Genomic DNA, 24,069 nt, shown 5'->3' on the forward strand with positions numbered 1-24,069 from the left:
CAATAAAACCACCAACCAAAATGGCAACTATTAATCCGTATTTAAACTTTAACGGTAATACCGAAGAAGTTTTCAATTTTTACAAATCAGTATTCGGCGGCGAATTTGCTATGCTGATGCGCTTTAAGGATACGCAGGATTGCAGCGGCATGGCCGAAGCCGAGCAAAACCTGATTATGCACGTGGCATTGCCAATTGGCCCCTCCACCATATTAATGGCATCTGACGTGCCGCCGTCTATGCCCGCTTCAACTACCGGTACTAACTTCTCTATCTCCATAAGTGTTGATAGCAAAGAAGAAGGCGACCGCATATTTGCCGGCCTTTCAGAGGGCGGCCAGGTTACCCTGCCAATGCAAACCATGTTTTGGGGCGCATACTTCGGTATGCTGATTGATAAATTTGGCATCAACTGGATGGTAAATTACGACGAGAAATACACTCAATAATAAACCGAATAATACAGCAATGCCTGAAAAGGGCATTGCTATATACTTTAACCCCCTCCCGATCATGAAAAAAACTAAAATTATTTACTGGGTTGTTACTGCCATACTGTGCGGGTTTTTCATTTTTAGCTCGTACTCTAATATTGTAAGCGCACCTGAAGCCATAGAAGTATTCAAACATCTTGGTTATCCGGTTTACCTGCTGCCGTTTTTAGGCATTGCCAAAACGCTCGGCTCAATTACCATACTCATACCTGCCATGCCGCCACGTTTAAAAGAATGGGCTTATGCGGGTTTGTTTTTTGATATGACAGGCGCAGCTTACTCCGGCATTTCCGTTGGCGATCCTTTACAGCTTTGGATCACCATGTTGGTGATCGTTTACGCCTTTCTGTTCGGGTCATATTATTTGCACCACAAGTTGCTTAAGGAAAAGGCATTAGCTTAATGTGTTCTATAGTCCTCTTATCATTTCGATCAAAGAAAGAGAGAGGTCTTCCCCTGAATGCTTACAAGCTAAACAGACAAAAAAGATTTCTCTCTAAGTAAACATACAGCACTTCGAAAAATTTAACAGTGAAATGAACAGATAACTGTCATTCCTATCACTGAGCGGATTTTATCCTGAATACGCTTATTCCCCGTTTGCAGGAATGCGCAATTTGCGACAGGCACAGAATACGGGCATTGCAAAACTTCTTCCAGTCCGATAAAAATTTGCAGCTTCGCAAACTGGTTTTGAAGAGGGACGCACCAGCCAGCTATTACGTAAAATAGCCGAAACAGAAACTGATTTAGTAATACTATCATGAAGATAAAAACCAAAATACGCCTCGGCTTCGGATTCCTGTTCGTGGTGGTACTCTTTTTTGGGGGCTTGTCGCTTTTTTATATCAACGAGATCTCCAAAAGCGCCAAAGTAATATTGAAAGATAATTACGAATCGTTACGCTATGCCCGCGATATGCGCGAGGTGCTCGATGAAAACACTTTGCCCCTGCCCGCAACCGCCATAAAACGTTTTGATGCCGATCTTAAAAAAGAACAGCGCAACATTACCGAACGCGGCGAAAAAGAAGAGGTGGATTACCTTGTACAGGCCTATACCCAACTGATACAAAGCGGACAAACAACCGCTAACGGCGCCTTATACGAACGCACCATCCGCCAGCACCTCCGCAAAATTGAGGATATCAACATGCAGGCCATCGTGCGCAAGCATAATAACGCGCAGGCATCGGTTAAAAACGCTATCATGCTGCTGGGGTTGGTAGGTTCTATTACTTTTCTCATCCTGTTTTCGTTCATTATTAACTTCCCGGGTTTTGTGGCTAATCCGTTACGGTAAGTGCTGGATGGCATCCGCGAGATTGGTAAACGCAATTACAAACAACGACTGGAGTTTAAAACCAACGACGAGTTTGCCGAACTTGCCCGCGCCTTTAACCAAATGGCATCGCGCCTTAACGATTGGGAAAACAGCAACCTGGCCAATGTAATGTCGGAAAAGCTGCGGATCGAAACCATCATAGCCCAAATGCAGGATGCAATCATAGGGGTGAACGAAAAGGAAGAGATCCTGTTTATTAACGAGGTGGCCGAAAATATCCTCAACGTAAGGTCGGACCAGGTAACGGGCAAAAACGCCGGTGAACTGATTGGCAAGAACGACCTCTTTAAACACATCCTGAAGAACGAAGCGAAAGAGAAAACCCTGAAGATATACGCCAACGGTAAGGAATCGTACTTTCAGTTAGAGAAAAGGGAGATCATCACCCCTAATTACGATCAGCAAAAAGAAGAAGCCATCCTCACTACCGGTAAATCGGCAGGGATGGTGTATATACTTAAAAACATTACCCAGTTTAAGGAGCTGGACGAGGCCAAAACCAACTTCATCGCCACCGTATCGCATGAATTGAAAACACCTATTTCATCCATAAAAATGAGTTTGAAGCTTTTGGCCGATGAACGTGTGGGCGCTTTAAATGCCGAACAAAAGGGGTTGATACAACACATCAGCGACGACAGCGGCCGCCTGTTGAAGATCACCGGCGAACTGCTCGACCTGTCGCAGGTTGAAACAGGCAACATACAACTCAACTTTGTACCTGCCGACCCGAACGATATTATCAATTATGCCGTTAACGCGGTAAAGTTTCAGGCCGAACAAAAAGAGATCCAGCTGGACGTGATCAGCGGCAACTCGCTGCCCAAGGTAAATGCCGATATTGAAAAAACAGCCTGGGTGCTGATCAACTTCCTGTCGAACGCATTACGCTACAGCCCGGAGAAAACGAGGATTGTGATACAGGCTGTGCAGAGCAACGGCAGTATCGAATTTTCGGTAAAAGATTTTGGTAAGGGGATAGATGAGCAATACAAATTAAGATTGTTCGATCGCTACTTTCGTGTACCTACCGATGGCAAGAACAAATCGGGCTCGGGCCTGGGTTTAGCCATCTCTAAAGATTTTATAGAAGCACAAAGCGGAAATATTGGTGTGGAAAGCGCTATTGGCGAAGGCAGCCGCTTTTATTTCAGGTTGCCGGTAATATAAATCAGCATTTATTTCACCAAAAAGCATAAAAAAAGGGCAGAACTTTCGTTCCGCCCTTTTTATGTTATAAAAATCACAATATTTATTCTTTCAAACAGATCAAATTTACTTTTTTAAACGCATCAATTTGCAATTGTGGAAAAATATAAATGATTATCCACCGATATTTTCATCCCACTTTCATATCTGCCAAAAACGCGAACCCAACTTCGCCCTCAAACTTCTTATTTTTAACAAACAAGTAGCTTTAGCTTGTTCAAATAATTAATTTATATCACTAATAATATAAATTATTCAAATTTTTTAAGCTAAAAATGGATTTTTTATAATTTATTTTACAAAAAGCTTGAATTATTAAAATTTAATTTTGAAATTAGTTAAAAATAACCGCTAAATAATTGCAAAAACATCTTTTTAGCGACGAAAATAAAACCTCATAACATTTATTGTAAAAATTGCCGGCTTTTGGCAATAGCATAACGCTATTGTTGTAAAAAACCGCACGAATTTGTTATGTTCTTTAACTTTTAATGTATTAAACCGATCGATCAATATTAAGCAACGCAATTAACCCTAACTAAAAACTATAAACAATGAAAAAAATCCTACCCTTCTTATTACTTGTCGTAGTAGTGATCCTGGCGCTGGTTTATCCATCGGTAGATGTAACTACTGTAAAAGACAGCCAGATCGACAGCGGCGACACCGCGTGGCTGCTGGTAAGTACCGCCCTTGTACTCATCATGACCCCGGGCCTGGCCTTCTTCTACGGCGGTATGGTGAGCAAAAAGAACGTACTCTCTACCATGATGCAAAGCTTTGTATGTATGGGCGTGATCACCATCCTGTGGGTGATCTTCGGTTTCAGCCTTGCCTTCGGTGATGATATCGGCGGCGGCTTTATCGGTAACCCCGGCACTTTCTTCATGATGAAAGGCATGCTGGGTAATGCTACCTGGTCTTTAGCCCCTACTATCCCATTGGTACTGTTCGCTATGTTCCAGTTAAAGTTCGCGGTAATTACCCCGGCTTTGATCACCGGCGCGTTTGCCGAGCGTATCCGCTTTAACTCTTATGTGATCTTCCTTTGCTTATTCATGATATTCATCTATGCGCCTTTAGCTCACGCTACCTGGCACCCGGATGGTTTCTTCTTTAAATTAGGCGTGCTTGACTTTGCAGGTGGTACCGTGGTGCACATGTCTGCAGGCTGGGCTGCTTTGGCTTCTGCTATTTACTTGAAACAACGTACTGATAAGGCGCATTCACCTGCACGTATCAGCTATGTACTGCTGGGTACAGGCTTACTATGGTTCGGCTGGTTCGGTTTCAACGCGGGTTCTGCTTTGGGCGCCAACGCGCTTGCTGCAACTGCTTTGGGTACTACTACGACCGCTTCTGCCGCTGCTGCCATCGCCTGGATCTTCTTTGATATGCTGCGCGGTAAAAAACCTTCAGTGGTTGGTGCCTGTATAGGTGCGGTGGTTGGTTTGGTGGCTATTACCCCGGCTGCGGGTTTTGTTACTATCCCTCACTCACTCATCATTGGTATAGTTGCCGCTGTGGTAAGTAACCTGGTAGTGATCTGGAGAAGCAAAACGTCTATCGATGATACTTTGGATGTATTCCCTTGCCATGGTGTAGGCGGTATGGTAGGTATGCTGTTAACCGGTGTTTTCGCCCATCAGAATGTGAATGGCGCTAATACTACCGGTAATGGTTTGTTCTACGGTGATACACATTTGTTCCTGATCCACCTGGCTGCTTTGGCAGGCGTATCGGTATTCGCTTTCGTTGGTTCTTTCATCTTGTTAAAAGTAACTGATATGATCAGCAAACTGCGTGTTACCCCGGAAGAGGAACTGGTTGGTTTGGATATCTCTCAACACGACGAAGAATTGTAGTTATTTGTCATTGCGAGGCACGAAGCAATCCCGTCGTAATCAGAGCCGCTCTGTATAGTTCGCGATTGCTTCGTACCTCGCAATGACAAGTTTTTCAGACAAGCTCCTAACAGCAGCTTCTAACAAACTCCACAAGTACTTAACTAACTGACTTTATAAAACAAGAAGCCCCGCGATTAATAACCGCGGGGCTTTCTTGTAATCAAATCAACTCTTTTCCAATATAATTAAAACTTAAATCGGACAAATGCTTCCATCGCTTCGTACTCGGCTAAGCCAAGCAGATCGTACAGGCGGGCTGTATCCCGGTTGCGGTCTTCGGCACGTACCCAAAACTCACGTGCGTCATCCCCCGGAAACACCGGCGTGTCTTTTTGCGACTGGTGTTTAAATATGGCGTTACGCTTGCGGATCACCTCCTGCGGCGATAGCGGCACGGCCATTTCAATTTCGTGCGTAGCAAACTCGTGCCATGCACCGCGGTACATCCATAACCAGCAATCTTTAACCCATTCTTCGGTTTCTTTAAGCCTGTTTAACGCGGCAACAATAATGTTAAAGCAAACAATGTGCGTACCATGCGGATCGGCAAAGTCACCTGCGGCGAATATTTGCTGCGGTTTTACTTTCTGTAACAAATCAATGGTCAGCTGGATATCAGCCTCACCCACCGTATTCTTTTTGGTTTTGCCTGTTTCGTAGAACGGCAAGGCCATAAAGTGGATATGATCATCCTGCAAGCCGGCATAGCGCGCGCCCGATATTGCTTCGGTTTTGCGGATAAAGCCTTTTACATTACGAATCTCCTGGGTATCTATCTGGTTAGGTAATTTACTGTCGATAAACTTGCGCATCTCCTCGTACAAGCCTTGCAGCTTGGCGGTATCTTCACCTATGCTATGATTGAAGTCGATAGCGAACTCAACATAACGCAGCACATCATCATCCCAAACGGCCGTATTACCCGATGTTTGGTAAGCCACGTGCACATCATGCCCCTGGTCAACCAAGCGTATAAAGGTACCACCCATTGAGATCACATCATCATCAGGATGCGGAGAGAACACGATAGAGCGCTTACGTGCCGGGTTAGCGCGCTCGGGACGCTGCGAATCATCGGCATTTGGCTTACCACCCGGCCAGCCGGTAATGGTATGTTGTATCTGGTTAAAAATATCAATGTTTATGTTGTACGCCGGGCCTTGCTCAACAGCAAGCTGCGCCATACCATGCGTATTGTAATCCTCTTCGGTAAGTTTTAAAATTGGTTTGCCCAGTTCTAAAGCCAGCCATATAACCGCTTTCTTTTTCAGCTGATTATCCCACACACAATCTTTAACCAGCCATGGGGTATCAAAACGGGTAAGTTCTGATGCCGCGTCTTCATCTAAAATAAACTCAACATGGTCAGATAGTTGCAGGTAAGTAGCAGGCACCTCGCCTGATATTTCGCCCTCAACAGCCTTTTTAATAATAGGAGCCTTCTTTTGGTTCCAGGCCATCAGTATAATTTCGCGGGCCTTGAAAATGGTACCTATACCCATGGTGATGGCTTTGGTAGGCACATTCTCTTTACCACCAAAATCGCGCGAAGCATCGCTGCGGGTAAGGTCATCCAGGGTAACCAAACGCGTACCCGAGTTTGGCGCCGAACCCGGCTCGTTAAACCCGATGTGACCGGTACGGCCTATCCCTAAAATTTGCAGGTCGAGCCCGCCCAGTTCTTCAATTTGCTTTTCATAATTCAAACAAAACGCGGCCACCGCGTCAACATCAAGCGTACCATCCGGAATATGCACATTGGCCTTATCAATATCGATATGGTCAAAAAGATTTTCGTTCATGAAGGTAACGTAGCTTTGAACCGCATCTGGCTTCATTGGATAGTACTCATCCAGGTTAAAGGTGATCACATTTTTAAAGCTAAGGCCTTCATCGCGGTGCAGGCGCACCAGTTCGGCATAAACTTTAATGGGCGTAACGCCGGTGGCGAGGCCTAAAACAGCGTTCTCGTTTTGTTGCTGTTTGCTTTTGATAAGTGTCGCTATGCGCCGTGCAACCTCAACTGAGGCAATTTGCTGATCGGGATAAACGGTAACCGGCAGTTTTTCGTACCGGGTTTCTTCCAAAAGATTTAAACGTGGCATAATTATTAAATTAATTGACAGATATATACATAGGTATAAAAAATCCCCGAAACAGGCGGACCTTTTAATGTTAACAAATTATTTACTCCTTATATACTATAGCCCAACCATTATCAATCAACACTTTAACCCTACTCTCCGGCCGAACCGCTCTTTATTTTCAGTATCGCTGCTTCAATTATTTTAAAGCAGTATTTCATCAATGCGTTACCGCTTCCTGTATAATTTTCGATTCATCGTTCAAGTTTTCCATGGCCAGTACCGCGGCGCCTATCAGTTCGCCATCAAAGCCTAAATCTGATATAAGCACCTCGGTATTAGCGGCTAAGCGGGGTATACAATATTTTATCAATGCCTGCTGTATAGGAGCCAGCAAAATTTTGCCAACCAGGGCACCCCTGCCACTCAATATTATACATTCGGGGTTCATGATATGGATCAGTATAGATAGCGCTTTACCAATTTTATAACCCGCTTCGGTAAGCAGCTCAATGGCATACTGGTCGCCTTTGTTGGCGGCGGCCATCAGCGCGTCGCCTATCAGTTTTGATTTATCTTTGCTGTTCAGGGTTTGCTGCAATATAGATACACGGCCGTTACGGATCCCCTCTACCGCCTTTTGCGCTACTACCAGCATGGAGGCTTCGGCCTCTAAACAGCCCTGCTTTCCGCAGCTGCACAAAGCGCCATCTTCCGATAATGGGATATGGCTTAGCTCACCCGCGAAACCGTTATGGCCGCGAAACAACTCGCCGCCAATGATCATGCCCAGGCCAATTCCCCAGCCAAGGTTAATCACCATTGCATCCCTTTTTGACCTGGCAATGCCAAAGCGAAGTTCAGACAAGGCAACCAAACTGGAATCGTTATCAAGGTGTACGGTTAACTCGGTAGCTCTTTCGAGGTATTGCACCAGGCTTTCGCCTTCGGTTTGCAGATAGGAGTAGTTAATACCCTCGTTAACGTTGATAAAACCGGGCATACCAATACCTACAGCCAATATTTTTGATTTGGGGATGCCGCTATCGGCAATATAAGAATTGATCAGCTCGGCCAGCTTATCCAGCGCTTCGCTATTATCGGGCAGGTAAAGCTCAACCATGCGGGTTTCGGCAACGTGGTTGTTTTGCATATCAACCATACCAATACGGGTAGAGAGCTGATCCATAGCCACGGTAAGCAGGTACATTTCGTTTGCCTTAAGGCTATACATTACCGGCCTGCGGCCACCGCTCGATGGTGCAAGCCCCTGCTCAACCACCACGCCGTCAGCTATTAACTCATTTACAGCCTTTGAAATAACCGGAACACTTTTTTTAAAATACAAGCTCATTTCGTTACAAGATTGCTCCTTATCGAAATAAAGCTTTTTGATAATGTTGGTTTTTAGCGAGACTTTCAAGTAGTTATAAATTTATCTACATGCTATCTTAGTACCCATGTTAAAACAAACTTAACCAATAAAAAATTAAAAAACCAATACTTCCTTAATTTTTTTAAGAAGTATTGCATACATTTATAATTACTAATTTATCCAAATTATATATGCCCTTATGAAAAAAGCCACCACAATGTTTTTAAAATGTTTTAGCAAAGCGATAATTGTTTTGCTCCTTTTCCAAAATCCATTGTCAGCCCAAACCGTTCCGGCCGACGTAACGGCCAATTCCATGAATTTCACCTGGCAAATTGGTCAAAACCTGTATGAAAAAAAGTCGCAGTCAATTTCTTACCTGACCCTGAAAACAGGACCTGATTTTGCCTTGCCCGCCAAAGGCTGGAAATTTTATTTCAACATGTCGCGCCGTATGAGCGGTACCATAACACCGGGGCTGGCCATCAAAACTGTAAAAGGGCATTTTTATAGCATTGAGCCGCAGCCCGGTTTTAAAGGAGTGGCTAAAAACGATTCGTTAAGGATACAGATCATTACTTTGGATTGGGTGGTAAATATTACCGACGCGCCGGGCGGCTTATTTTTAGCCTGGGATAATGCCCCACAACAAACCTATCCGTTCAGCATTACCTCCATACCATCTACCCAGCCGCAGCAATACATGCGCACCTCGGCCGATAAGGTGGCTTTTACCACACCGGCGGATATTTACAAACAGAACCAGTTTGTAAGGAGCATCCCTGCGGATAGTCTTGTTAAAATATTCCCTGCCCCATACAGCTACAAAACCACTACCGAACAGTTTAAACTCAATAAAGATGTTATTGTAAATGCCGACCCGGCTTTCGGTAAACAGGCAACATTTTTAAAGCTTACGCTTAACAAAGTACTGAAGCAAAACCTGAGCAGAACCATCTCAATTGTTAAAAACAACATCAACCTGGTAAAAAAAGAAGGTTTAGCTGCTGAAGAATACGAGCTTACCGTTAACACGCACAACATCACGATAGCGGCGTCTACCGAGGCCGGGATTTTTTATGGCTTACAATCGTTCAAGATGCTGTTACCGGTAACTCCGCCTACGCAAAATATAAGCCCGATAAGTATACAAGGCGTGGAAGTGAAAGATAAGCCCCGTTTTGAACACCGCGCGGTGATGCTTGATGTGGCGCGTAATTTTCAAACCAAGCAGCAGGTATTGAAACTGATAGACCTGATGGCTTTATACAAAATGAATAAGCTGCGCATGCACGTAACCGATGATGAAGGCTGGCGACTGGAAATACCTGCCCTGCCGGAGCTTACTACTTATGGTGCCCGCCGTGGCTTTACTACTACTGATCAGTTTTTGCCGCCTGCTTATGGTTCGGGCGCTGATGCTAACAATCCTTCGGGCAGCGGGTATTATACCCGTGCTGAATATATTACCATATTGAAATACGCGACCGATAGAAATATCGAAGTAATTACCGAGATAGAAAGTCCCGGTCATGCGCGTGCCGCTGTTAAGGCGATGGACTTTAGATACGACAGGCTGATGAAAGCCGGGCAAAAAGCCGAAGCCGAAAAGTATTTACTGCACGACCGTAACGACCAATCAACCTATAACTCTGTACAGGGCTTTAACGATAACGTGATCGACGCGTCGATGCCATCAGCTTATACTTTTCTTAGTACCGTTACTGATGAAATAGTAAGCATGTACCGCGAAGCCAACGCGCCGCTTAAAACCATCCACATGGGTGGCGATGAAGTGCCCGCGGGCGCATGGGAAAAATCACCTTCGGTATTGGCATTATTGAAAAAAGACCCAACGTTACCAAATGTTGATGCCCTTTGGACTTATTACTATGCCAAAGTGAACGATATTTTAAAACAGCGCAACCTGTACTTAACCGCCTGGGAAGAAGTTGGCACACAAAAGAAACTGCAAAACGGCGCCATGGTAAGCGGCCTTAACGATGCCATGCTGAACAAAGATGTGCACCTTGAGGTATGGAACAATGTTACCGGCTGGGGTGCCGAAGACCTGGCTTACAAGCTGGCCAACAGCGGTTATAAAGTGATCCTGTCGTGTGTTACCAATATGTATTTTGATATGGCCTATCATAAAGATTTTTACGAGCCGGGCTATTACTGGGGTGGTTATATCGATGTGGATCAGCCTTACAGCTTTATCCCCTTAGATTATCTGAAGAACATGTACATCGACCGCCTTGGCTTGCCCGTTAACCAGGCCGCCATGCGCACCAAAGAAAAACCCACCGAAACCGGCAAAGCCAATATTGTGGGCATACAAGGCGCTTTATGGGCCGAAACCATTAAAGGCCCCAAAATGATGGAATACCTGCTGCTGCCCAAAATGATGGGACTGGCAGAACGCGCCTGGGCACAAGACCCGGCATGGGCACTTGAAGCCGATAGCGCCAGAAGCGCCGCCTTGTATAACATCGCGTTCAACACTTTCCTTAACCAATTGGGCAAACGTGAACTGCCCCGTTTAGACAGCTATGCAGGCGGTTTCGGTTACCGCATACCGCAACCCGGTGCTATTATTGTTGATGGCAAAGTGGTAGCCAACAGCAAATACCCTGGCTTTACTATCAGATATACTACCGATGGCAGTGTGCCAACTTCAAACAGCGCTGTTTACAGCGGCCCAATAGCTGCAAGGGGTACTATAACGTTGTGTTTGTTTAATGTTGCTGGCAGAGCGGGGCGGAGTGTTAGTGTGATTAATAACTAAAATCACGCATCTCATTTTTGCGAAAAGAAACGACGAAGTAATCCCTACTTACAGAGTGACGCTGTATAGTTTAGAGATTGCTTCGTGCTTCGTAATTGACAATTGTTCGCAATTGCCGATTATAAAAAAGGGGGCTTGTTCCACTTTCAACATTACCCTTCAATCCCATACTCGTCCAACTTTCTGTATAAGGTAGTTAACCCTATACCCAGCAGTCGTGCTGTTTCGGTTTTGTTGCCTCGGGTATGGTGCAGTACTTTTTGTATGTGGTGTTTCTCTACCGATTGCAGGTCGAAGGCATTGCTGTTTGTTGGTTCTGTATGAAACTCGTAGGGGAGCAGCGATGCGGAGATGATGTTATTATCGGCCATGATCACTACACGCTCTATCACGTTCTTTAGTTCACGGATATTGCCCTTCCAGTTATGTTTTTTAAGCAGATCGATAAAGTGATCGTCGGTTTTAAAGCGGGGTTTGTTCACCTTTTTGGCAAACTCGTTAAGGTAATGCCCGGCCAATAGTTCAATATCCGTTTTGCGTTGCGATAGCGATGGCAGGCTGATAGAAAATACCGACAAGCGGTAAAACAGATCGAGCCGGAACTTGCCCTCGTCGGCCTCCTTTTGCAGGTCGCGATTGGTGGCGGCTATAATGCGTACGTTTACCTTGCTGGTGTGGGTATCGCCCACTTTTATAAAGGTTTGGTTTTCCAGTACACGTAACAGCTTGGCTTGCAGGTCGAGGTTCATTTCGCCAATTTCATCTAAAAATAGCGTACCGCCGCTGGCTTCTTCCAGTAAGCCCTTTTTATCCTTTACCGCGCCGGTGAACGCGCCCGATTTATAACCGAACAGTTCGCTCTCCAACAATTCCGGACTAAAACCGCTGCAATTCAATGCCACAAAAGGGTTCAGCTTACGCGGACTTTCATAATGTATAGCCTGCGCGAAAACCTCTTTCCCGGTACCGGTTTCGCCCAGCAGCAAAACGGTGGTATCGGTTACGGCCACCTTACGGGCAAGGTCAATGGCCTCCTTAATCGCTTTGGATGTGCCCAGTATCGAATCAAAATTGTATTGGCGGTTTATCTTATTCTCCAGTTCATACACCCGGCGTTGCAGCTTGGCCTTGTCGGCAGCCTTGCTTAGCAGCGGGATGATCTTGTCGTTATCATCACCCTTAATAATATAATCAAAGGCACCATTTTTAATGGCCGTAACCCCATCGGGTATATTGCCGAAAGCGGTAAGGTTGATCACCTCGGCATAAGGTTTCTTTTCTTTAATAAGCTTAACCAGCTCAACGCCGCTAATGTCGGGCAGCTTTACATCGCTGATCACTACATCGGCATCTTCTTGTGATAGTATTTTCAATGCCTCTTTGCCGGTGTAGGCCTGCAATACGTTGTATCCCTCAAGCCCTATAATGCGGCTGAGCAGGCCGTTAAGCTTCTTTTCGTCATCAACAATAAGTACGGTAGTTTGCAGTGGCATTTGTGCGCGATAAATAGTGCGGTAAATATAAGGGTATTAAACATGGCTTTGTCAAGCGCCTTTTATAAATAGCTTGTGTATAAAATGTTTAGTATAATTGCAGCCTAAAACAAGCCGTTTAGCAACGTTATGAGTATAAAAGTAATAGCCTTTGATGCCGATGATACCCTTTGGGTGAACGAACCTTATTTCAGGCGTACCGAAGAAGCTTTTTATGAAATAATGAGCGACTACCTTCAGCAGCATTCGCTTGAGCGCGAATTGTTGAAGATAGAGCTGGATAACCTGCCGCTGTACGGTTACGGTGTAAAGGGTTTTATACTAAGCATGATTGAAACGGCCATGCGCGTATCTGACAAAACCATCAGTATTGATGTTATTGAGCGCATTATCGAGCTGGGAAAACTACTGCTTGACGAACCTATTGAGATACTTGATGGCGTGGAAGAAGTGCTTACCTCACTGAAAGGTAAATACCGCCTGGTGGTTGCTACCAAGGGCGACTTGTTAGACCAGGAACGGAAACTCCGCAAATCGGGCCTGGGGCATTACTTTCACCATATCGAGATCATGTCGGAAAAAGATGATGCCAACTACCTGAAGCTGATCAAACACCTCGATATACAACCCGAAGAACTGCTGATGATAGGAAACTCGCTAAAATCAGATGTATTGCCTGTACTGCGAATTGGCGGACATGCTATTCACATACCATACCACATTACCTGGGCACATGAGGTGATTGACCATACTATTGAAAGCGATAAATTTAAAAGCTTTGTGGCCATAACCGAAGTTTTGGCCGATTTGTAATATGCTACCATTCCCTTCTTTTTTCACTGCCAATTTGTAATTGACAATTAATTGTAGTAAATATGCAATCGATTGCATTGTTGGCGCGTATTTGTTTCGCCGGGCAGTTGTTTATACCAATTATACAATAATACAGGCACTTATACAGGTTGTTAAACAGGCGATAGCTGTGTTTGTGCATTACTATAAAGAATACCAGGGCGGGCGTTATAAGTTTGTCTGAATAAACCTGAAAAACCAAAAACTAAATCCAAAAGGAACCTAAAACTATGAAACCAACTACCCAAACAATCCCCGCGGAGCAGGGGCAAAACAAGATGCTGTTTCTGGCCTGCTTTGTAGCTATTGTAACCACCTCGTTCGGCTTTATTTTGCGCGCGCTTACCCTGCCGCAATGGGGCGCGGCTTTTAATTTGAGTAAAACGCAAATAGGCGAAATTGCAGGCGTTGGGCTTTGGCCGTTCGCTATCAGTATTGTGCTGTTCAGCCTGATAATTGATAAAGTTGGCTATAAAAACTCCATGATATTTGCCTTTGTATGCCACATCTCATCGGCGGTGATCACTTGGTTTGCCGATGGTTATACCATGCTGTACGTAGGTACTTTCATTATGGCTTTGGGTAATGGTACGGTTGAAGCCGTTACCAATCCTGCGGTTGCCAGTATGTTCCCGAAAGAGAAAACCAAATGGCTCAATTTTTTACATGCGGGCTGGCCTACCGGTTTAATTTTAGGTGGCGTAATAGCCCTGCTGATGGGCCCCGAAACCAACTGGAAATTAAAGATAATGCTGGTACTTGCCCCAGCCATACTGTATGGCATACTGATGTTCGGGCGTAAATTCCCGCTTAACGAGCGCGTTAAGGCGGGGGTTTCTTACCTGGATATGCTGAAAGAAGTAGGTGTTGGCGGCGCGCTGATCATTGTGGGGTTGATCGTTTTCCAGATAGGCTCTGTTTTCGGTTGGACGAGCACCGTTAACATCATCGTTACTTTAGCCATTGTGGGCTTGTTCGGTTTGTATGTGCGCAGTTTCGGGCAGCCATTATTTGTGCTGATGTTGCTGATCATGCTGCCGCTGGCTATTACCGAACTGGGTACCGATAGTTGGATCTCCGACCTGATGGGTCCAGAGATGGCTAAAATTGGCTTGCAGGGTGGCTGGCTGCTCATTTACACATCTACTATTATGGTGATACTGCGTTTTAGCGCCGGGAGCATCATCCACCGTATTTCTCCTTTAGGTTTGCTGGCTGTATGTTCGGCTGTTGCGGCATTGGGCTTGTTCCTGTTGTCGTCGGCAAGCGGCGTTACCATATTAGTTGCCGCCACGGTGTTTGGTTTGGGCAAAAGCTTCTTTTGGCCTACCATGCTTGGTGTGGTTGCCGAACGTTTTCCTAAAGGCGGGGCGCTTACGCTTAACATTGCCGGTGGTGTGGGCATGATTGGCGCAGGCGTTATAGGCGCGGTAATTTTAGGTTTTGTGCAGGATAAAAGCATTGATACCAGCCTCCGTACTTACGATCAAAAGAACAACACCGCGCTGCACAGTACTTACGCTACCGACCAGCGTACCAGTATGTTCGGCAAATACCAGGCAATTGACGTAACCAAACTGGCACAAGCCGCCCCTACCGACCGTGAAACAGTGACCACCGTACAGGAAACCGCCAAAAAAGGCGCGCTTAAAACGGTAGCGCTATTCCCAATAATTATGCTGGTTAGTTATTTACTGCTGATGCTGTACTTTAAAACAAAGGGAGGCTACAAAGCGGTTGTACTGCATGCCGACGATGACGCAGTTGCCACCCCGGGACCAACACCGGCGTAATATATTCTTGTTTAACTATTGCTGAATATTGCGCTGATCTGCGATCAGTGCTTAATATGGGTGGGCATTTGTAATGCCCTGTGGCGATGCAATCGCCGGCCCAGGTTAAGCGCTCGTTGCAAACGAGCGCAATGGGAATTAGTGTTTAACATTATTTTAAAAATTTGTCATTTCGACGAGGTACGAGGAGAAGTCTTCTTCACGATGCAGGTAACAAACTGGTATAGCGAAGAAGATCTCTCACTGCGTTTCGAGATGGCATTTTTGTTTTGTTAAACTATAGCTTTATACAGCCGCAATTATCTCATTAATAATTACTTTTAATTATTTTATGTTATTCAAAATCGTCATTTGTTAAAAATAAAAGTCAAATATTGTTGCGCTAATCATATTTGTTGATATAAAAATTACTATGTTTGCATAGTAATTTCATTTGTAATGAGGCTTGGTTTGCTAAGATATCTGCTGGTTATGTTGTTCGCTTTTTCGGTAATGGAAAAGCCAATAACAAGCGTTGCCATGATGCTTGCCGCCCATGATACCTGTGTTACCGATTGCCCGGCCGACGATGAAGAAAGCGAGGCAGCCAATCGTAACGAGGCCAAAGAAAGCCCTGCGAAGGAGTTTCTACCGGTTTATAGTTACACCGGCCAGACCCCGGTTTTAATTGATTGCGAACTGCTTAAATACGCAGGCGAAGAGAACCACGATCATTTAGCCTATTTCCCGGCGGTACCAACCCCGCCTCCCGACGTTGTATTTAGTTAATCTGTTTACTTTTTAATTGTGCGCCCGTCATTTAAAATGCCGGATGCCATCTATTTAACTAAAATTACAAGTCATGAAAATCAGCCAAAAAATAAAATATACCGCTTTAGTTCTTTTAACAACCGTTTTTATCGCCGGCACTGCCAAAGCCCAGCAGCTTAGCGATGATGTACTGAAGAAAAATCAGCAGCCCATCAGCAATTCGTTGAGCTATATAACCCAATTGGAACCACTTACTTTTGAGTTCGACCAAAGCCGTTCAAAACAACTCGGGTTGCCCGCAGGTAAGCAATTTGGCTTTAATGCCGATGCCTTTAAAAAGGTATTGCCCGGCATGGTAAGCAACAGCAATAAATGGTATACCGCAGGCAAGGGCAACCAGCGCGCGCTCACCGTAAACCAGGTAGAGCTTGAAAAACTGGTACCCCTATTGGTAAGTGCCATCAAAGAGCAGCAAGCCCAGATAGATCAGCTGCGAAGCGAGCTGCAACAGCTCAACAAAGCGAGATAATACAATAGTTTTTAGTTTAGTTAGTTAACTACGCGGCCATTAGCAATAGTGGTCGCGTTTTTTGTGTTGAATGGGCCGGGCTGTCATTCTGAACGTAGTGAAGAATCTATTATGCGACTTTCTTATCAAGCGTTCATTAGATGCTTCGTTCCTCAGCATGACAGTAGAGGGAACGACAATATACAACTCCCTCAAAATCTCTGTGTAACTCCGCGTAAACCTCCGCGCCCTCTGCGGTAAAATCTCCCAACATTTAATCCCACAAAAAAGCCCCCGGCATTTACCGGAGGCTTTAACCAAAACCAACAATCACCTATTGCAACTTCGCCGAACTCCATATATGGTATTCGCCGGGGTTGAGGGTTACTGTATACGGTGTGGCGGGTACGGTAAGGGTTGCGCCCGTTACGTAATCGTACCATGTGCCTGCTTTCGCGAATTTTATGCTGGCGCTTTGCGCGGTTACATCATAATTTCCTACTATCTCCACATCAATGCCGCTGCCGTTAAGCGTTACATCTTTTACCGCGCCGGTAAGGGTGTAGCTCATGTTAGCAGTAGTAAAAACGGGGTTGTTCAGTTTCATTTTAATGTATTTGGCATAAGCGTTATATAAAGCTTTACGCTCCGGGACGCTGTAGTAATTCCACAAAATAGGTTTATTGCCGGTGCGACCGTTTTGGTCAATGCTGATGTCGTAACCCAGTTCGCCAAACTGCAAAAGCATTTTTGGCCCGGGGGCTGTCATCAAGAAGGCGGTGCTCATTTCGGCACGTTTAAGCGCGGTGGCTAATGGCCTTGCGTTATAGCCGCCGGTGTTACCGTAGGTAATGCTTTTAAATATGATGCGCTCTTCATCGTGGCTTTCCATGTAGCTCACCAGGCCATCGGGCTGGGTAAAGGTATGGTTGCCAAATGCCAGTCGTGACAGGTCAGATGTACCTATCCAGCCCATATCAGCTTCGTTAAAGGCGTAGTTAACATTGTTCCAAAGCATCATGCCATCGGCGGCCAATTCTTTCTCTTCCTCATTGCTGCCCAAATGTTCAAGTATGACATACGCGTTAGGGTCTACCGACTTAATGTAGGCATTGTAGTCCTTCCAGATCGCTACACGACTGGCATCATAAGCCGACCATGCATCCACATTATCCGGATTGTTCTTTTGCGTGAAGCCTTTCGAAAGGTCAAAACGGTAGCCGTCTATCTTATACTCCTTCAGCCAAAAGCCCATCACATTTTTCGAGAAGTATTTGGTAGCCGCGCTTTCGTGGTTAAAATCGTAGCCCACATTAAAAGGGTGCGTGGGGTTAACGTTAAACCACGGACTGCTTGCCGTTGGCTTACTCGAAGATTGATCGAAATACATCCTCACCATTGGCGATGAGCCGAAGGAATGGTTAAGTACCATATCTAAAATAACGGCTATGCCTTTTTGGTGGCAGGCATCGATAAAGGCTTTCAGATCATTCTTGGTGCCATAATATTTATCGGGCGCGAAATAGAACGATGGGTTGTATCCCCATGATTCATTGCCTTCAAACTCATTAACCGGCATCAGTTCAATAGCGTTAATACCCAAACGGGTAAAGTAATCTAACGAGTCGATAACGGTTTGGTAGCTGTGGGTGGCCACAAAATCGCGCACCAATAGTTCGTATATCACGAGGTTGTTTTTTGCCGGGCGGGTGAAGTTGTTCACCTTCCAGGTATATGCAGGCTGATTGGCCTGCATCACACCTACAATACTGTTGGTTTTTCCGGTTGGATAAGCCTTCAGGTTAGGGTATACCGTGCCGGGGATATATTTATCATTATCCGGATCGAGGATTTTTTCGGTATATGGGTCGGCAACACGAAGATCGCCATCAACAAGGTACTGATAAGCATATTCGGTGTTGGCATCCAAGTTATCAACCTGTACCCACCAGCGGTTGCCATCGGTGGTTTTCTTCATCGGTGTAGCGGTGGTACTCCAGTTATTAAAATCACCAATTACCGATACCTTGGCTTTGCCGGGCGCGTACAAGTTAAATATAGCCGATTTACCATCGTTAATGAAAGTAACCCCGTCTTTAGCGCCTGCGGGCAGGTCTACAGAAGTTACCGGTGGATCGGGTGTTTTATTAACATCGCTGCTTGCTTTTTTACAGGCAACAACATTGCCTGCCAGCACCAGTAATAACAATAATTTATATGCGTTTTTCATGTTTTAAGATGCTTAATAGGTTATAGTGAACTGGCCGCTGCCATTAGGCAATACCAATGCCTTTACATTACTGCCCTCAACCGGGTTGGCAGTACCTTCCGGGTCGAACCTGGAGATAGGTGCGATGAACGATACAAAGCTTGCCTTTGCTGCTGCTTGTTTACCATCGGCCTTAACCGCGGCATTGGTTTCAAAACCGTGCAATAGTACCCGCACATATTTGAATTTGGAAGTTACCGAACCTTCGGCTTTACCAAAAGTGACGGTTTTGCTGCTTGCGTTATAGCTGATAGTGCGTTTATAGAATGCGCCGTTTTCGTAATCGTAGCTTTCGCCGTCGTCTTCATAATACACAAAGCTGTTGTTTACATCGCCTTTGTATATGTGTACATCAAGCGTATCGGTTGGTTTTTCGGTAGTGTTTTGTATGAGCGATTGCATCGGGATAATGCTGCTCTCTTTAACATATACCGGTAATTTATGCTTCGCCAGTTTAATAATGGTTTCTTTATTGCCCGTGCTCAACTCATCCGAATACAGATCGTACCATTTGCCTTTTGGCAGATACACCGTACCATACACATCAGTTGAAGCGAATGGCGCTATTAAAAATGCATTGCCAAACTGGTACTCGTTCTGGTAAGTGAATATCTTAGGGTCGTGCGTGTAATTGATAGCCAACGAGCGTACCACCGGCTGCCCGTTTTGTGTAGCCTCGTAAAAGGTAGAATACAAATAAGGCAGCAGTTTATAACGCAGGTTGATGTAGTTACGCGCTATTTCCAGCGCTTCCTCACCAAAAGCCCATGGCTCGGCCGATTTGGTATTTACGCCCGTATGGTTACGGAAGTAAGGGTTAAAGGCGCCGATCTGGATCCAGCGGGTATACAAACCTACACTGGCATTGCCGGTAAAGCCGCCGATATCCATACCACTGAAAGCCACACCGCTTAAGCCAAGGCTGCTTAGCAGGCGTACGCCCAGTAACATGTGGTCATCTTCGGCGCGATTATCGCCTGTCCATATCGCCGAGTAGCGTTGCAAACCTGCATAGCCCGAACGGGTAAGGATAAACGGGCGTTTGTTGTTTAACGCTTTGCGATACCCCTCATAACTTGCCCTGATCATGTTGAGGCCATACACATTACGCGCTTCCAGGTGTGAGGCTTTTCGTCCTTCAAAGTCGAAAATGACGTTATCCGGCATTTTCTGCCCCCATGTGGCAATCTCGTTCATGTCGTTCCAAATGCCGCTTACACCTTCGGCAGCGTACTGCTTCAATTCGGTTTCCCACCAGTTACGGCCTTTAGCGCCAGTAAAATCGGGGAAATGGCACCAGCCCGGCCATACCTCGCCGGTGTAGTTGGTATTGTCCTGGTATTTTATAAAAATATCATCTTTTAAACCACGGTCGTAAACGCCGTATCCGGGCTCGGCCTTTACGCCCGGATCCACGATCAGCGTGGTTTTAAAACCCATCTCCTTCAACCGGCCGGTCATTTTAGCCGGATCAGGAAAACGTTGTTTATCCCAGGTAAATACCTTGTACTTGTCCATGTAATGGATGTCGAGTGTAATACCATCAGCGGGGATCTTTTTTTCGCGCAGGGTTTGCGCTATGCGGTAAACTTCTGTATCGGGATAATAGCTGTAGCGGTTTTGCTGATAGCCTAAACTCCAAAGCGGCGGCAGATGCATACGGCCGGTAAGGGCAGTGTATGAGGTAATGATATCCGCAAGGTGTTTGTGGTAAATAAAGTAATAGTTCATTTCGCCGCCATGCGCGCCGAACGATGAGAAACGGTTATTGCTGGCGCCAAAGTTAAAGTCGCTTTGGTAGGTGTTATCCATAAATATACCATAGCTTACATTGTGGTGTATCCCTATGTAGAATGGTATGGTTGAATAGATAGGGTCCTGTCCGTCGCGGTAGCCAAAGGTATCGCTATTCCAGTTGGTAAAGCCCGCGCCTTTCCTATCCAGCGGACCGGTTTTTTCGCCCAGGCCCACAAAGTGTTCATCGGGCTGCATCTTTTTATAAGTGGTAACGGCATCGTTAACCCAAGAGGTGGCCAGGCCTGTTTCATCCTGGTTAATCACCTCGCCGGCAGGGGTATAAAAAGTAACCGCGAAGGGCTTTTTAGTAATGGTAAGCTTCAGCGAATCGGTAACTATGCTGATCTCGTTATCGTTTTGGGTGATGTTTGCCTTTGTTTGCTGTGGTTTAGCAATAACCGCGTACGAAAAATCTGCTGGCAGCTCATGCTTATCAATCCGCACCCGTATTACCGATGGCGTGTATACCGTAACCTCGGCCCGCGCGTTTTGCGTAGTGATCTTTACCTGCCCGCCATCAACCACCGCGTTGGTAACATTGCCCATGCTTTTTACCGGGCTGCCCTGGCCAAAAGCCGTTGCTGAAAGGGCAAAGCATAGCCACAAGGCACCAAATGCCCTAAATTTTATCCTCATCATGTTATTGCTTATTTAAACAAATACAATAGTAAAACCCCGGCACAAGGCCGGGGCTTACAGGTCAGTTATTGTTTGTTAATTTCGTAATAGTAGTTACCGGCAATGCTTGTGCTCAGCACAATTTCGTAGCTGCCGGCCGCGTCAATGGCAATATCTGTACCGCCCGCGGTTAAGAAAGTAGTAACAGGTGTTTTATCGCCCAGTGTAGTGGCGGCGGTAGCGGCATGGTTAGCGCGGAATTTGAATGTCCCGGCGGCCAGCGTCATAACAGCGCGCCATGTTTTGGTAGCGCTATTGTAAGTAAGGTCTTTATCGGCATTGCCCGACGCGGTTCCGTTAACGCTGAAAGCATCAATTTTTGTTGCCGACCAGGTAAGTCCGTTAATATCGGCCTTTAACATATAAACACCGCCGGTTGCTACTGATAAGTTGCCGCCGCTTGTGCTCAGGGTGTTTGATGTACCACCATAGTTGGTATGGTTCCAATCCGGGGCAATGTTTATTTTAAATTCAGAGGCGCTTGTGCCAAAATCAATATAACCCTCGTAAGTGTTATCGTTTTTAACCGATGCCAGTGTTGGCGCAGGGGCACCCGGATTCCAGCCCTGGTAAGCACCCGGTACGTAAAGCGAAGGGTAGGTAACAAAAGCACGGTATGGTGCAAACTTCAATACAACCACGTTTGAGTATGCAGGCGCTGATGTTGAGTTTAACGATGCTTTAACCCTTACCTCAACTTCGGTAGTTTTGCCTGGTGCAAGACCTGCCTGTATGGCCAGCGCGTTAACGTTACCCACTGTAAAAGTTTTTGACGAGTCGGGCGCTATGGTTTCACTTGCGGCACCGGCAAAGTTGGTACCCTTGGCTGCAAATTGCAGTTCGTAGCTTACCACGGCGCTAAAGCCAAAGTTTGATGATGTCCAGGTGAAGGCGGTCGCGTTTTCATCGGCGGTAGCTTCAGTTAAGGTAAATTCTGTTTTGCTAACAGTTAATTTAGATGCAGTACCGGCGCTGGCCACTACCGGCGTGCCATCCTTTTTGCAAGATGATAATATCAGCAATACCACACAGGTAAATGCCAATGTTTTGTTAAATATCCTTTTCATATATGAGTAATATATTATGATTGATTAATAACCAGGGTTTTGAACTAAGTTAGGGTTAACCGTAATATCGGCAGACGGGATAGGGTAAAGCGCCCTTGTTGCGTTAACAGCACGGCCTGCTTTTGAACCGCCTTTCCAGGTCCATAAATAATTGGCCGATGTAAAGCTTTCGAACCGGATCAAATCTGTACGGCGCTGGCATTCCCAGTATAATTCTCTCGCCCTTTCCTGCAAAATGAAGTTGAGGGTAAGCTGACCAGCTACAATATTACCTGATGTATTGCCATAAGCCCTTTCTCTTAATTTGTTAATATATTCTACGGCTGTACCTGTATTGCTGCCTGCCCTCACCGCGGCTTCGGCATAAATCAAATACATTTCGGCTAAACGGAATACCGGGAAATCGGCATCAGAATGACCGAAATCTTTACCAACGGCATCGTTCTTTTTAAGGTTTCTGAATTTAAGTACGCCCACACCATCGGTAAAGGTGGTTAATGAAGGCACCGTAGGGTTAAATCCGTTGAACCAAAATTGAGCACGTTTGTCAACAGCACTTGTATTATTGGTAAAGTTTTTAGGATAGCTGGCATAATCAGTTTTGCCATCATCAGGAAAAAGGTCGGTAAGATCTTTAGATGTACGGATACCACCCCATTTACCATCAACACCCAAAGTTTGTGCTCCCGGCATAGGGTCGCCTAATGAAGCATGGGTCATGAAGGTCATGCCACCAAAGCCTTTGGTTAATAAACCATCGTAATTAATGGTGAAAATTGCTTCATTGTTATTCTGATCGTTATCGGCAAGTAACAGCTCCCTGTAGTTACTGTTCAAGGCATAGCCAGCCGCAATTACTTTCGACGCATTGGTCATCGCATCGGCGCTTCTATCAGTACCGGTGTAAACTTTCGCGTTTAGGTACATACGTGCCAGCAGCGCCCAGGCAGCAGCTTTATCGGCACGGCCATATTCGTTTTGGCGCGCGTCAACCAGTGTGCCTTGAATTTCTGTAAGTTCTGTTTCAATGTATTTGAACAGATCGGCGCGTTTAATTTGTTTCGGCAATACCGAACCCAAAGCATCAGCTTCGGTAACAAACGGTGGGTTGCCGTAAAGGTCCATTAAACCCCAGTAAGCAAAGGCGCGTAAAAAACGGGCTTCAGAACGATACTGACGGATCCTATCGGCATCGGTACCAGTAATTCCTCTTGAACTCAGTTTATCATCGGTTGATTGTCTCAGGAAATCGTTCACCAACGTTACCTCATACATCAACCTGTAATACTGACCCACAATGGCCGGGTTATCGCTCGACCAGTTCATGTTCTTGAAATCCTGTAAACCGGGGTCGCCCCAGGCAATCATGGCTTCGTCGGTAGGTAACTCTTGCAGGTACCATGCAGTACGCAGGTAACCGGCGTAGTTTCCCTCATCGGGCACACCCTGTAAATCATTATTACCTGCCGGGCCTTCGTTACCTGATAGTGCTAAACTACCATATACTTTTGCCATGGCCTGTGTATAACCCAGTGGGGTGCTGTACACCTGGTCGGCAGTGATATCATTTTTTGGCGACTGGTTAAGGTCTTTGGTACATGATGCCAGCGTACCTGTTAAACCAGCTATTATCAATAGTTTTATTATATTCTTTTTCATT

General features: G+C 45.6%; 17 protein-coding genes. 10 read left to right on the forward strand and 7 right to left on the reverse strand.

Annotated elements, in window-relative coordinates:
- Positions 1-20: 20 nt before the first annotated feature.
- The 5 genes from AC07NA_RS13205 (at position 21) to AC07NA_RS13225 (ending at position 4,913) form a co-directional block, all read left to right on the forward strand.
- Positions 21-449: a VOC family protein gene (locus AC07NA_RS13205; protein ID WP_494898026.1), complete on the forward strand. Its 429-nt coding sequence runs from the start codon at positions 21-23 to the stop codon at positions 447-449.
- 64 nt (positions 450-513) lie between these two features.
- Positions 514-897, forward strand: coding sequence for a DoxX family protein (locus AC07NA_RS13210; RefSeq protein ID WP_494898027.1), 384 nt, complete (start codon positions 514-516; stop codon positions 895-897).
- A gap of 360 nt (positions 898-1,257) precedes the next feature.
- A complete protein-coding gene (locus tag AC07NA_RS13215) occupies positions 1,258-1,797 on the forward strand; it encodes an MCP four helix bundle domain-containing protein (protein ID WP_494898028.1) in 540 nt (179 codons plus the stop codon).
- Positions 1,798-3,009: a HAMP domain-containing sensor histidine kinase gene (locus tag AC07NA_RS13220; protein ID WP_494898029.1), complete on the forward strand. Its 1,212-nt coding sequence runs from the start codon at positions 1,798-1,800 to the stop codon at positions 3,007-3,009.
- A gap of 593 nt (positions 3,010-3,602) precedes the next feature.
- Positions 3,603-4,913: an ammonium transporter gene (locus AC07NA_RS13225; RefSeq protein ID WP_345211543.1), complete on the forward strand. Its 1,311-nt coding sequence runs from the start codon at positions 3,603-3,605 to the stop codon at positions 4,911-4,913.
- 227 nt (positions 4,914-5,140) lie between these two features.
- Here the strand turns inward: AC07NA_RS13225 and nagB are convergent, their stop codons facing one another.
- Both nagB and AC07NA_RS13235 read right to left on the reverse strand, forming a co-directional pair.
- Positions 5,141-7,060, reverse strand: a complete 1,920-nt coding sequence (gene nagB / locus AC07NA_RS13230) for a glucosamine-6-phosphate deaminase (RefSeq protein WP_345211542.1) — start codon at positions 7,058-7,060, stop codon at positions 5,141-5,143.
- A gap of 199 nt (positions 7,061-7,259) precedes the next feature.
- Entirely contained in the window at positions 7,260-8,462 is a 1,203-nt protein-coding gene (locus AC07NA_RS13235; protein WP_494898030.1) for an ROK family protein, read from the reverse strand.
- A 151-nt stretch (positions 8,463-8,613) separates the two neighbouring features.
- Between AC07NA_RS13235 and AC07NA_RS13240 the strand changes: the two genes are divergently transcribed.
- Positions 8,614-11,202, forward strand: coding sequence for a family 20 glycosylhydrolase (locus tag AC07NA_RS13240; protein ID WP_494898031.1), 2,589 nt, complete (start codon positions 8,614-8,616; stop codon positions 11,200-11,202).
- A gap of 152 nt (positions 11,203-11,354) precedes the next feature.
- On the opposite strand, the gene AC07NA_RS13245 is transcribed toward AC07NA_RS13240, so the two are convergent.
- On the reverse strand, positions 11,355-12,689 hold the full coding sequence (locus AC07NA_RS13245) for a sigma-54-dependent transcriptional regulator (protein ID WP_494898158.1): 1,335 nt from the start codon (positions 12,687-12,689) through the stop codon (positions 11,355-11,357).
- A 135-nt stretch (positions 12,690-12,824) separates the two neighbouring features.
- Between AC07NA_RS13245 and AC07NA_RS13250 the strand changes: the two genes are divergently transcribed.
- The 4 genes from AC07NA_RS13250 (at position 12,825) to AC07NA_RS13265 (ending at position 16,619) form a co-directional block, all read left to right on the forward strand.
- Positions 12,825-13,508 carry an HAD family hydrolase gene (locus AC07NA_RS13250; protein ID WP_494898032.1) on the forward strand — a complete coding sequence of 228 codons (684 nt, stop codon included), beginning with the start codon at positions 12,825-12,827 and terminating at the stop codon, positions 13,506-13,508.
- 269 nt (positions 13,509-13,777) lie between these two features.
- Positions 13,778-15,340, forward strand: a complete 1,563-nt coding sequence (locus AC07NA_RS13255; protein WP_494898033.1) for an MFS transporter — start codon at positions 13,778-13,780, stop codon at positions 15,338-15,340.
- A gap of 450 nt (positions 15,341-15,790) precedes the next feature.
- A complete protein-coding gene (locus tag AC07NA_RS13260) occupies positions 15,791-16,108 on the forward strand; it encodes a hypothetical protein (protein ID WP_494898034.1) in 318 nt (105 codons plus the stop codon).
- Between the two features lie 73 nt (positions 16,109-16,181).
- Positions 16,182-16,619, forward strand: coding sequence for a tail fiber domain-containing protein (locus AC07NA_RS13265; RefSeq protein WP_494898035.1), 438 nt, complete (start codon positions 16,182-16,184; stop codon positions 16,617-16,619).
- 313 nt (positions 16,620-16,932) lie between these two features.
- Here AC07NA_RS13265 and AC07NA_RS13270 read toward each other — a convergent pair whose 3' ends face one another.
- From AC07NA_RS13270 to AC07NA_RS13285, 4 genes are all read right to left on the reverse strand, one after another.
- Positions 16,933-18,828, reverse strand: coding sequence for an alpha-amylase family glycosyl hydrolase (locus AC07NA_RS13270; RefSeq protein WP_494898036.1), 1,896 nt, complete (start codon positions 18,826-18,828; stop codon positions 16,933-16,935).
- Positions 18,829-18,840: 12 nt separating this feature from the next.
- Complete coding sequence (locus AC07NA_RS13275; RefSeq protein WP_494898037.1) at positions 18,841-21,303, reverse strand: glycoside hydrolase family 31 protein; 2,463 nt, start codon at positions 21,301-21,303, stop codon at positions 18,841-18,843.
- A 65-nt stretch (positions 21,304-21,368) separates the two neighbouring features.
- Positions 21,369-22,409: a SusE domain-containing protein gene (locus AC07NA_RS13280; RefSeq protein ID WP_494898038.1), complete on the reverse strand. Its 1,041-nt coding sequence runs from the start codon at positions 22,407-22,409 to the stop codon at positions 21,369-21,371.
- A gap of 24 nt (positions 22,410-22,433) precedes the next feature.
- Complete coding sequence (locus tag AC07NA_RS13285; protein ID WP_494898039.1) at positions 22,434-24,068, reverse strand: RagB/SusD family nutrient uptake outer membrane protein; 1,635 nt, start codon at positions 24,066-24,068, stop codon at positions 22,434-22,436.
- Position 24,069 lies beyond the last annotated feature (1 nt).

This window comes from Mucilaginibacter sp. GW821-FHT07G05 (assembly GCF_059418565.1).